9 protein-coding genes and 3 pseudogenes are annotated in these 12,183 nt (G+C 35.5%); 9 read left to right on the forward strand and 3 right to left on the reverse strand.

All coding sequences use genetic code 11. The features are described 5' to 3' along the window. Positions 1 to 859, reverse strand: a pseudogene (locus AFK68_RS27900) (GntR family transcriptional regulator); the annotation flags it as partial. A 576-nt stretch (positions 860 to 1,435) separates the two neighbouring features. Between AFK68_RS27900 and AFK68_RS35645 the strand changes: the two are divergent. The 7 genes and pseudogenes from AFK68_RS35645 to AFK68_RS46740 form a co-directional block, all read left to right on the forward strand. Then, positions 1,436 to 1,665 (forward strand): dienelactone hydrolase family protein (locus AFK68_RS35645; RefSeq protein ID WP_210407659.1); only part of this gene is annotated, 230 nt, incomplete at its 3' end. Position 1,666: 1 nt separating this feature from the next. Continuing rightward, positions 1,667 to 2,387 (forward strand): annotated as a pseudogene (locus tag AFK68_RS27905) (dienelactone hydrolase family protein); the annotation flags it as partial. A gap of 10 nt (positions 2,388 to 2,397) precedes the next feature. Next, a complete protein-coding gene (locus tag AFK68_RS27910; RefSeq protein WP_094676935.1) occupies positions 2,398 to 2,538 on the forward strand; it encodes a dienelactone hydrolase family protein in 141 nt (46 codons plus the stop codon). A gap of 820 nt (positions 2,539 to 3,358) precedes the next feature. Next, the gene (locus AFK68_RS27915; RefSeq protein ID WP_094676917.1) at positions 3,359 to 4,273 is read left to right on the forward strand and encodes a S1 RNA-binding domain-containing protein; all 915 of its coding nucleotides are present in this window, start codon (positions 3,359 to 3,361) and stop codon (positions 4,271 to 4,273) included. Between the two features lie 43 nt (positions 4,274 to 4,316). After that, positions 4,317 to 4,556, forward strand: a complete 240-nt coding sequence (locus AFK68_RS27920) for a S1 RNA-binding domain-containing protein (protein WP_371357600.1) — start codon at positions 4,317 to 4,319, stop codon at positions 4,554 to 4,556. Positions 4,557 to 5,839: 1,283 nt separating this feature from the next. After that, positions 5,840 to 6,041, forward strand: a 202-nt coding sequence (locus AFK68_RS46735; RefSeq protein ID WP_371357599.1) for a hypothetical protein, incomplete at its 3' end; no start/stop codon positions are given. A gap of 7 nt (positions 6,042 to 6,048) precedes the next feature. Further along, positions 6,049 to 6,672, forward strand: a complete 624-nt coding sequence (locus AFK68_RS46740; protein WP_371357601.1) for a hypothetical protein — start codon at positions 6,049 to 6,051, stop codon at positions 6,670 to 6,672. On the opposite strand, the gene AFK68_RS46745 is transcribed toward AFK68_RS46740, so the two are convergent. Together AFK68_RS46745 and AFK68_RS46750 are read right to left on the reverse strand one after the other, a co-directional pair. Beyond that, on the reverse strand, positions 6,638 to 7,699 hold the full coding sequence (locus tag AFK68_RS46745; protein ID WP_094676925.1) for a TaqI-like C-terminal specificity domain-containing protein: 1,062 nt from the start codon (positions 7,697 to 7,699) through the stop codon (positions 6,638 to 6,640). The genes AFK68_RS46740 and AFK68_RS46745 overlap by 35 nt on opposite strands. Positions 7,700 to 7,765: 66 nt before the next feature. After that, positions 7,766 to 8,616 (reverse strand): annotated as a pseudogene (locus AFK68_RS46750) (Eco57I restriction-modification methylase domain-containing protein); the annotation flags it as partial. Positions 8,617 to 8,781: 165 nt separating this feature from the next. On the opposite strand from AFK68_RS46750, the gene AFK68_RS27950 reads away from it, so the two are divergent. Beyond that, positions 8,782 to 9,738: an N-acetylglucosamine kinase gene (locus AFK68_RS27950; protein WP_094676929.1), complete on the forward strand. Its 957-nt coding sequence runs from the start codon at positions 8,782 to 8,784 to the stop codon at positions 9,736 to 9,738. 356 nt (positions 9,739 to 10,094) lie between these two features. Further along, positions 10,095 to 10,835 carry a hypothetical protein gene (locus AFK68_RS27955; protein WP_094676931.1) on the forward strand — a complete coding sequence of 247 codons (741 nt, stop codon included), beginning with the start codon at positions 10,095 to 10,097 and terminating at the stop codon, positions 10,833 to 10,835. The last annotated feature ends 1,348 nt before the right edge of the window (positions 10,836 to 12,183 follow it).

A 12,183-nucleotide genomic window follows, 5' to 3' on the forward strand; every position in this document is an offset into this window, starting at 1 on the left:
TCTATATGTTGGGCAGTAATAACAATTACATCATTTCCACGCCAACCATTAATAATTACTTCTGCAGCTCGTAAAAAACCAGAACTAAGATAACTAAACCACAGTAACTTCCCTTAGGTAATGTTTTTAGCAATTCAAATTCCTGACTAAAATCATCTATATCAACTGGTATAACTCGGAAAGGTTCTAGGAAAGCTTCTTGAACAGGTTCTGGGATAGACTCTCGGACAGATTGATTTTTTTTAGCAGCTATTTTTTCAGCTTGCCCAATAAAATAACGACTTGTGACAATTGTAGTTGTGAAAAAAAATACTTTGTCTATAGTCTCATCTAATTCTTCCAAAGGAACTAACTGTACCTTTACCGAATTACCTAGAGCTTCTTCCAACTCTTTAGCCATCAATTCTCCAATCCCAATATCATTAGATGGAGCTGTAACTAAAATATTCCTACAACTTAATCGCCAGCTAATCTCTTTGAAGAACATTTCCCTGGCGTTGTATAAACTACAACCTTGGGATAACAATTCATTCAGGCAACTCTTGACTATCGTCTTGGCCCTATGAGTGGTATTTGGATTTTTCTCTAAAGTAGGAGACTTAGACCCTACCTGATTTTCCTGCCCTCTCACATATATACCAGACCCTGCTTTACTTTCTACAAGGCCAGTCTCTTCTAGTTGACGATATACCTTACTTATGGTATTACGATGCAACCCAGTTTGCATCGCAAGTTGCCGGGTACTAGGTAATTGATGGCCAGGGGGAAATTGTCGGGAGGCGATCGCAAACCGAATTTGATTAAATAATTGGTTTGATACGGGAATATCACTATCTGTTTCAATCTTAAAATCAAACATAATTCAAATCAAAAATCAAAAGTCAAAAGTTATCTCTGACTGAGTTTTGGGATTTACCCATGTCCGCGCCCTAAATTTGCAGCGCCAGATCATCATATCAATTATGATATATACCAATCCTAAATAGGTTTTAATGAAGTCAAAAGTTGTTTTTTTAATGGTGATTTAGAGCAACGCTCGAAAAACATTTAGCCTTAAAAGTCGGGGCTGCGCAACCCAATTATTTTGGTAATATTTTATCGTCAGGGTCTTGTCTCCAAATCCCACTTTTGTTTGGGTTTTGAAAGCCAATCCCTACAGTTTTTTACCATAAATCATTTAGAATTATTATAGATTTAACATTAATTTTTGCTCCTTCAATAATTGATAATTGATAATGGATAATTGATAATTACCTCTCCCTAAAACGGATTGGATTGAATAAAAGGAAAATAAATTCATTGTTTCTCCTTGATCATGAGAGGCTTTAAACCTTAATTATTCGGTAAAAAATTAACTATCAAACCTCATCTTTCAAGGGGATCAAAAAGAAAAATCCGGTTTTCCAGCCTTCTTATTCGATAATTAATAACTGAAATGACACAACTAGAAATCCATACCACTCATATTAAAGTCCCCAATGGAGACCTTCAAATAGATTCCTATCTAGCACAACCATTAGGAGAAGGTCCATTTCCGGCAGTAGTGGTGGTGCAAGAAATATTTGGGGTTAATAGCCATATTCGGGAAGTAACAGAAAAAATTGCCAAAGAAGGTTATGTGGCGATCGCTCCCTCAATTTACCAACGTCAAGCTCCTGGTTTTGANACTCATATTAAAGTCCCCAATGGAGACCTTCAAATAGATTCCTATCTAGCACAACCATTAGGAGAAGGTCCATTTCCGGCAGTAGTGGTGGTGCAAGAAATATTTGGGGTTAATAGCCATATTCGGGAAGTAACAGAAAAAATTGCCAAAGAAGGTTATGTGGCGATCGCTCCCTCAATTTACCAACGTCAAGCTCCTGGTTTTGAAGTGGGGTACACTGAGGAGGATTTAATATTAGGTCGCAAATACAAAGAACAAACCAAAGCTTCAGAACTATTAAGCGATATTCAAGCTACTATTAATTATCTCAAAACCCTACCTACTGTTAAACTAGATAAATTTGGTTGTATAGGTTTCTGTTTTGGAGGCCATGTTACTTATCTAGCAGCTACTTTGCCAGAAATTGAAGCAACCGCGTCTTTCTATGGAGGTGGTATTGCTACTGGTACTCCCGGTGGTGGTGAACCTACTATTACTCTCACTCCTAAAATTAGTGGTACAATATATTGTTTCTTTGGTACAGAAGATCCTCTAATTCCCATAGAACAAGTAGAGCAAATAGAAGTAGAATTACAGAAACATCAAATTAAACATCAAGTATTTCGTTATCCGGCAGACCACGGTTTCTTTTGTGACCATCGTAGTAGTTACAATACTGAAGCTGCTGCTGATGCTTGGGTTAAGACAAAAGAACTATTTAATCAACAATTGATGAATAATGNAAACATCAAATTAAACATCAAGTATTTCGTTATCCGGCAGACCACGGTTTCTTTTGTGACCATCGTAGTAGTTACAATACTGAAGCTGCTGCTGATGCTTGGGTTAAGACAAAAGAACTATTTAATCAACAATTGATGAATAATGGATAATGGATAATGGATAATGGATAATGGATAATGAATAGTGGATAATTGATAATTGATAATGAAAACTATCTTGAATTAGGAATTGCTGATTAGAACTAAAAGTATTTATAGATAGAGGTTTTAGCCTTTTTAGGTACTAATAAAGTACCAGCTTTTAGATGCCAGAGATGCAAAAATTTAGCATTTTGGGCAAGATAGGAAAAGAAAATCAAGAGACGATTTTTCGGACTACCTCCTCTATAGAACCCCTGAAGGGATATATTTAAAATTATAGATTGAGAGTAGGGGTAGGGACGTTGCATGCAACGTCCGTACGGGAGAGATGGGGAGATGGGGAGATGGGGTGTATTAGATATCTGCCACTCATCCAATCATCAAATCAATTCTTACCGAATTATTAATTATTAATAATTAATAATTAAATAATTCTGGTTTAAAGTCTCCCCTTGGATAGTGGAAAAAAAGTGCTAGGATATTTCGTTATCTTCAATTCCCGTGAGGTTTTAACCAGAGGTAATTATCAATTATCCATTATCAATTAATGAACCATTTTTTATCAATTAATTAATTCTCCCTCAAACCTATTTTCTGGAGATACGCTTAGGGCTTCTATAATTCCCCTGACTCGTGAATTCTGGAGAAATGCTTTTACCAAAAGACTTACATAAGCAAACTATAATTAGGGTTTGCTGATTAAATATCAAAGCTTTTACAGATAAAGGTATTAAATTTTTTAGCTGTAAAAAAAAGTGCTAGCTTTTAAAAAGAGTTTTTCAGCAAGCCCTAATTATCAATTATCAATTATCAATTATCAATTATCGATATGAATCCCGAATCAACTAGCTCTCAAGGAAGTAAACAGTCCTTTACTATGGACGATTTTGCTAAAGCTCTCGAACAACCTCAGTATAATTATGAATTTCAAAAAGGACAAATAGTTACTGGAAAAGTACATAGTTATGAATCTGAAGGTATTTACGTTGATATAGGGGGTAAGTCTTTAGCTCTTTTACCCATTCAAGAAGCTTCCTTGGGAGTAACACAAGATTTATCGGAAGCACTACCACTAAAGCTAGAAAGAGAATTTCTAATTATTCGCGAGCAAGACGCAGAGGGTGAAGTGCTTCTTTCTGTTAAGCAGCTAGAAATTAATCAAATATGGGAGAAGTTAGTTGAACTAAAAGAAGGTGGTCAGTCTTTCCAAGTTCGAGTAATTGGTACTAATAAAGGTGGAGTAACGGTAGATGTGCAATCTTTGCGGGGTTTTGTTCCGCGCTCCCATCTTTTAGCAAAGGATAATTTGGAGTCATTAATTGACCAAGTATTGACTGTCAATTTTTTGGAATTAGACCAAGAAAAAAAGAAAATTGTAATGTCTCAGCGTTTGGCCGCTCAGTCTGCTGGTTTTAGTAAGTTAATTGTTGGTCAGTTGGTGGAAGGAAAAGTTGCGGGAGTGAAACCTTTTGGTGTTTTTGTAGATTTAGAGGGTTTAACTGGTTTGCTGCATATTACCCAAGTTAGTCAAAAACGGGTTGAGTCTTTATCAACAATTTTTGCTCAGGGTAATTTGGTTAAGGCGATGATTGTTGATTTGGATGAAGGTCGAAAACGAATTTCTCTTTCTACTAAGGTGTTAGAAAATTATCCAGGGGAAATGTTGGAAAAAATTGATGATGTGATGGAGTCTGCGGATGCTCGTGCAGAAAGGGCGAGAAAGGCTTTACCTCAATTACAGTAGCAGGGAATAGGGAATAGGGAATAGGGAATNGGGTTTAACTGGTTTGCTGCATATTACCCAAGTTAGTCAAAAACGGGTTGAGTCTTTATCAACAATTTTTGCTCAGGGCAATTTGGTTAAGGCGATGATTGTTGATTTGGATGAAGGTCGAAAACGAATTTCTCTTTCTACTAAGGTGTTAGAAAATTATCCAGGGGAAATGTTGGAAAAAATTGATGATGTGATGGAGTCTGCGGATGCTCGTGCAGAAAGGGCGAGAAAGGCTTTACCTCAATTACAGTAGCAGGGAATAGGGAATAGGGAATAGGGAATAGGGAATAGGGAATAGGGAATAGGGAATAGCGGTGCGACCCCACGTCGGCGACAGACGCAAACGCCAGTTCCTTCAAGTCGGGAGACCCGCCCAACGGACTGGCTTGGGAACGCGCACCAAGAGAGGGAATAGTTGGAAAAATATTTCCTAGTCTAAGGTTGATCATCAGTCTAGGTTCTCACCAAGTTCTTTCTTAGCTATAGGTTTAATTTTTCTATTACTTTTCAGGAAGGCTGAATAGGTCATAAAACTTATTCAGCAATTTTTATATAGCAATCAGGAATGAGATGTGAGAAAAAAACTGTAGGGGTTTGGAGTAGTAGGGGTTTGGAGACCAAACCCCTACAATCAAATATTACAAATTCTCACAAATCACAACTNGAGAAAAAAACTGTAGGGGTTTGGAGTAGTAGGGGTTTGGAGACCAAACCCCTACAATCAAATATTACAAATTCTCACAAATCACAACTGATTGCTATAGTTAAAATTTTTGTCAATATGAAATGGCTGGAAAAAGAGGAAAAAATCATCAATCTTATCAATACCATTTTTTGATAGTACGCGATAAAACTACGTTTCCCTGAGACGATAAAATTCCATTCCGCTTTCCTACGGAATGCTACGCAAACGCGTTGGCGGAGCCTAGCGGCAGCTATATCGCACTTATACTTACCAATGCTCTTTTTCATTTTAATAAGCACCTGCGCAGAGCGACAGACTTGTTATCAATATACATCAAAATTGCCAGGGGAGCAAAAATCCTGTATTTATNCGATAAAACTACGTTTCCCTGAGACGATAAAATTCCATTCCGCTTTCCTACGGAATGCTACGCAAACGCGTTGGCGGAGCCTAGCGGCAGCTATATCGCACTTATACTTACCAATGCTCTTTTTCATTTTAATAAGCACCTGCGCAGAGCGACAGACTTGTTATCAATATACATCAAAATTGCCAGGGGAGCAAAAATCCTGTATTTATTGCATATCAAGACTTGTAGCGTTTCTGAAAAGATTGCTAATACAAGCGCGAAATAACGATTTTTGCCTAAAATTTGGCCATCGAAAGCTCATTTCAACTTTTTTTGTCAAAAATCGTTTAAATTTTAAATATATTAATTAATTAAATATAAGTTTCATTAATATCCAATTATTTTATAGTCTTATAAAAAGTAGGAAAGAGTCATTTCAATTATCAGTTATCATAAGTTTTGAAACTTAATTCAGCAATTTTTATATAGGGTTTTTATCAATATGAAATGGCAGGAAAAAGAGGGTAGAATTCTTAATTTAATCAAGACAATTTTTCAGCAAATAATTTCAGAAAATCCTACTTTACCGATTAGGGCAGTATCTAGAGCTGGCGCAGAAATAAGTGATGTTTTAGAAGACAAATTTGTTGAGATAGCCCAACAGCAAGAAAAAATCATTGAAGTTGCAGGCTCTCCTAAAGGAGNCAAATAATTTCAGAAAATCCTACTTTACCGATTAGGGCAGTATCTAGAGCTGGCGCAGAAATAAGTGATGTTTTAGAAGACAAATTTGTTGAGATAGCCCAACAGCAAGAAAAAATCATTGAAGTTGCAGGCTCTCCTAAAGGAGCAACTAAAAATCCCTATGATATTTATTTTATATATGAGTTTAACAAGCAGGATCAAGAATTAATTTGGATAGATATAAAAGCCACAAATGCAGCTTACAAAAATAGTAATCCAGATATGGGAACTTACAAAAAATTTCTAGATTTTTTCAAGAATGGAAATTATTTTTCTGTATATTGTCAATTGGCTTATGTTCAGGATGAAAATGGTTTGAGATTTGTAGAAACTCCCACAGGTAAAATGGTTAATATTTTTATGTTGAAAGACATTAATTCTTCTTTTAGGATTCAGCCAAATAATCAGTTACAAGTTAATTATGCTGCTTCTCCTCAAAGTCGAAGTTTAACTGAATTTCTTGATTTACTGAAAGAAAAAATACAAGCTTCTCTAGTCAGAAAGCAGCAAAAAATAGAGAAAGAAATTAATAACTTGGAATCTGAGTTTGATGATGTTAAACAAGAAGTGAGAAAGACTCTATCTCGCTAATTTCTTGATTGGTAAATTTTATTTCTTTGTAAATCAGATTATCAATTTTATTCCTATCTATAGGGTTAATACTAATGACTTTCTGAAAAAATAAGCTTTTTTCATCCAACCAAAAAGGTAATCTTTTTAAATCGCTGACTTTGATTTGAGGTTGCTGCTTGAGATTTTTTCTAATAATATTCATTTGATCCGCCAGATATAAATATAATTTTGAGTTTAGTAAGCGTTCCGTATAAATTAAAATCTTTTCCCAGTCTTCCTTTCTAAAATTAGAATAAATAGGAGTTAATACATATAAACTATTATTTGCCATAAAATGTTCATTCGTAAATTTGGCAATTAAGCGATCGCTTGACTGTCGAATAAAAATTTTAGGCGATCGGTAAATTTCCAGTTGACCTAAACCAATACGCTTTTTATTTTTAATTCCTTCTTTTTCCAATCTCACTCTAATTTCTTCACTAAGTCGAAGTTGCAATTCATAATCATATTTAATATAATCAGAAAATGCAAAAGGTTTATCTGGAGAAGATAAAGATTTTCCTCCTTCTAGATAAGGCATGATTAATCCAGATTTATCCCTTTGATAATCTTCTTTAGTAACTAAAAATTTTTCAGTTAAGTTTAACAACATACAACAGGTTCTAATTGATTTTTTGGGAAAATAGTCAACCAATAGTTGATTCTGAGTAAGCTTATCTAAAATTGAGTTAGAGTCAGAGATGCTGATTCTACATTCCATATCTTTCAACCATTTATCCTGATTTATTTGCTGAATTTTATGTTGATAAAAATCTTCTATTAAAACATTATTTTCAGGGGGAATATTCGTAATCTGCCAGATTGTTTGACCGCTGGCAACATTCTCAAAATTAGCTAAACCCATCTGAATAGATTTAATTTGGAAATTTTCAATTATCCATTTACGCAAATAATAAGCTGAGGTTTCGTAAATGGAATTATCTAACAAGTAAATTAGATTACCACCTGTTTTGAGGAGATTTAAACCATGTTCAATAAAAAACATATACAAGTTTAATTTACCATTTTTGACTGCATCAGGAATAAACTCATAGTTACTTAAATAATATTNGTTTCGTAAATGGAATTATCTAACAAGTAAATTAGATTACCACCTGTTTTGAGGAGATTTAAACCATGTTCAATAAAAAACATATACAAGTTTAATTTACCATTTTTGACTGCATCAGGAATAAACTCATAGTTACTTAAATAATATTGTCTATGACTTTCTGGTAATTTTTTACTGCGTCTGCCGTAAAAAGTGATAAAAGGTGGATTGCCAAAAATATAATCAAATTTAAGTTCTTTTTTGATATTTATTACTTGGTTTGAGTCTTTGTAGATAATATTAAAATTATTGATAAAGTCAAATCCTTGTGCAGCTTTGACAGTAAAATCAGTCTGATAAAAATTTAGGTTTTGATAGGTAGAAATATCAATCTTAAAAAATTGCTCTAGTTCTAATAAAAACCTAATTTTGCAAATTTCTAGTGCTTCCCAATCTATATCAAATCCATAGATTGAATTTAAGATTTCATCTACAGAATCAAAAGAAAATTTAGTCAGTAGTTGTTTGACTAATATCAAAATAAAATTGCCGGTGCCAACAGCAGGGTCTAAATATTTAAAGTTGGGTTTAATTTCGATTTGTGAAATAATTTTATTTACTAAATTATCAGAGGTATAGAATGCTCCTAAACGGGGAGGTCGAGATTTTTCAAATATTTCTAGGTTAGTTATATCAGATTTAATATTTTGCTTGTTATCCCCAAGGATTTTCTCAAATAGAAAGTCTCTTAATTGAGAATTTTTGAGCTTCAGAATTAAGCTAGATACGACATATTGAAATTCTGGAGTTAGATAGGATTTATCCTGACTATTTGTGATAATTTTTGTGTGGTAGGGATAGTTTGATGTCATTTCAGTTATCAGTTATTTTGATACCTTATTTTATGATTAAAACTTTTCTTGTCTGGTCTGCAAATTTAGATAAATATAGCAGATTTTATCAAGTGTAAGGTACAGCTATTACAGAGAAAATGTCTATGCTACTCTAATTTAGATAAATAATAATAATTATAGAATATGAAACAAGTAAATGTTTTAGGAATTGACGGCGGTGGCACCAAAACAGAAGCCGTTTTAATGGATGAAAATTATCAAATTCTTGGCAGTAGTAAAAGCGGTCCTTCAAATTATCAAAGTGTAGGAATTGAAGTAGCAAAAAATTCGATTCAAACTGCTATTACTCAAGCAGTTACTAATAATAATAACCATCAACCTATCTCTGGAATTTGTCTTGGTTTAGCAGGAGTAGGAAGACCTGAAGACTTTCCAGTAGTAGAAAATTTGCTCCAAGAAATTATTACTAATCTGCCGATAAAATGGGATTTACACCCAAATAGAATAATTATTTGTAGCGATAGTAACATCGCTTTGGTGGGAGGTATTGGATATTCTATAGGTATTGTGGTAATGGCAGGCACAGGTTCCTTAGTATTCGGCCAAAATAGTCAAGGCTTAACTAAGCGAGTTGGTGGTTGGGGTTATCTTTTAGGAGATGAAGGTAGTGGTTATAATATAGCTATTCGAGGTTTACAAGCAGCTTTAAAAAGTTATGATGGTCGTGAATCTCCGACTACTTTAATTACAGATTTTCAAAGACACCTGGGCTTGAAAAATATTGAAGGTATAATAGAAGTAGTTTATCGCCGTGGATGGGGTGCAACAGATATAGCCGCACTTGCTCCCATTGTCTCCGCAGCCGCAGATAAGGGAGATAAGGTAGCTAAGAAAATTATTCAAGGTGCTGTGGAGGAGTTAAGTATAGCTACAAAAATTGTGATATCTACCTTATTTAAGCCTCACGAAACTTTTGAAGTAGTTACTATTGGAAGTGTCTGGAACAGTATGATGAACTTTCGCGGTTGGTTTGAAGATTCTATCTTGGCGATCGCTCCTGCTGCTAAACTTATTTGGCCTCGACATCAACCTGTTTATGGTGCAGCAATTTTAGCTTTAAAAGCTTTGATTGATAATTGATAATTGATAATTGATAATTGATAATTGATAATTGATAATTACTTCTCCCTAAAAGGAAGAGGATTGACTAATAAGGAAAAAATTTATTTTTTTTCCCCTTGAAAGAGAAGGTTAATAAAGCTGAATTGTTTAATTATTTAATTATTAATTATTCTGTAAAAGTTAAAAGTCAAAAGTCAAAAGTCAAAAGTCAAAACTAATCAGCGCTAGGCGCAAGTTACAAAGTGAAAAGTAATTTCTGACCAAAAAATAGGGTCTTAAGTCTCTGACTTCAGCGGGAGTTACTGATAACTGTAGGGACGTTGCATGCAACGTCCCTACTAACTGATAACTGAATTGGAGGATAGATATTACTTATGTTTAACTCAAAAAAATGGCGTTTTGGAACATCTTTATTATTAACTTTAGGCATGACATTAGCTACAGCAACGCCTGGTTTAATGTCAAACCCAGCTATGGCTCAATTTTACCGACAACGACAATATGGTAACCAACGAGGACAGTACCCTAACAACCTACAACGACAATTCCCTGGCAACCCACGAACATTGCCTGTCAATCAACGAAGACCATTGCCTGTAGCACAAATACCAGCAGGAACACTCATCCCCGTAGGATATGAGGAAGCAGAAAAAGTCGTTCTAACTCCAGATGAGTCGATGAGGTTAAGGTTGACAGTGACTCAAGATATTAGGGATGTTCAAGGAAGAGTTGTAATACCCTTTGGCAGTGAGATAGAAGGTCAATTACGACCTGTTTCCAATGGGACTCAATTTTTTGCCGAACAAGTAATTATTGGCGATCGCCGTAGGTTTCGTATTGATGCTATTTCTAAGGTAGTTACTGATACTGAAAGAATAACAAAGGGTGCTAATGCTGGGGATATTTTGAAGGGTGCGGCTGTGGGTACTGGTGCTGCTGCTTTATTGTCTGCAGTTCTTGGGGATGATGTTCTGGAGGTGGAAAGGTTATTGATAGGTGCGGGGTTGGGCGCTTTGGGTGGAGTATTTGTGGGTCGGGATAAAGTGGAGGTTGTTGTGATTTATCCAGAAGAAGATTTAGATTTGAGGTTGCGTTCTGATTTTGCGTGGCGTTAGTTCTGAAGTAGGGGCGATTTCCTACGGAATGCTCCGCAAACGGGAATTGCCCCTACAAGAACATTTTTTGATATTCGCGAGCAAGATGCTCCCGCTAGCTATTTTTTAATCGCTGCAATGTCTCTTTTGCCCACTTGCGCAGCTTTGGGTCTGAGTCGTTTGCTGCTCTATCTTTTAATAGTGGGAGGGTTTGCGCATGGTCTGGATATTGTTTAATATCATGTCCGGATAAGAGCGTGATAGAACTCCGTTCCGAGGTGCGCGACCAAAAAAACTTTCTTCTTTTTATACTTTCTTTCTCCTCTCTTCCCTCCTGACTCCTGACTCCTGAGGACTCCCTCATTTATTTATAACTATTCAACCGGAGATGATATAACTATTGCTTCTAGAAGTTTGGTTGAGTTTAGGAGTAGGGTAGTTTTTGCGCTCCGCAAAGCGTCAGCACAACACACCGAAAGTCAACGCTGGTGATTTAATGAAATGTAATACAAAATACTATACAATGTACTATTGTACAATAGATGAATAAAACATCAATTTATGTATAGCGCTACGCGCTAGGGAATAGGGAATAGGGAATAGGGAATAGTAGACTAATAAAGGGTTTTAGGATTTAGAAATGTCAAGAGCCNGGGAATAGGGAATAGGGAATAGGGAATAGTAGACTAATAAAGGGTTTTAGGATTTAGAAATGTCAAGAGCCTTAATGCGTAGCACTATAAAAGAGGGCGATCGCTAGAATCAATAAAATACTCATACCCCCATTGTTCGTACAACTCATTTACTAATGTCTGCAAATCTACTATTAGTTAGCTAGTAGGTTGGGTAGAGCGAGTGCGAAACCCAACACAAGTTTTATAATTGTTGGGTTTGCCACCTTAACCAAAACTATAATTACAAAAGTTAGTTACTATTGTTCAATAGATAAATCAAACATCAATTTATGGAAAACAGAGCGGTCGCGTTTGCGTAGCATGACCTAGGAAAGCGGAACGGAAGTTCTATCGCTACTCTTGTAGGTTGGGTAGAGCGAGTGAGAAACCCAACACAAGTGTTATGATTGTTGGGNGTTTGCCACCTTAACCAAAACTATAATTACAAAAGTTAGTTACTATTGTTCAATAGATAAATCAAACATCAATTTATGGAAAACAGAGCGGTCGCGTTTGCGTAGCATGACCTAGGAAAGCGGAACGGAAGTTCTATCGCTACTCTTGTAGGTTGGGTAGAGCGAGTGAGAAACCCAACACAAGTGTTATGATTGTTGGGTTTCGTTGTGACACTCTACCTACAAAAGTACAAAAAGGCTAAAATCTTTAGATGTCAATACTTTGAGGCAAAATTGGTC

The sequence above is a fragment of the Hydrocoleum sp. CS-953 genome (assembly GCF_002260545.1).
In the GTDB taxonomy this organism is placed as follows: domain Bacteria; phylum Cyanobacteriota; class Cyanobacteriia; order Cyanobacteriales; family Microcoleaceae; genus Trichodesmium.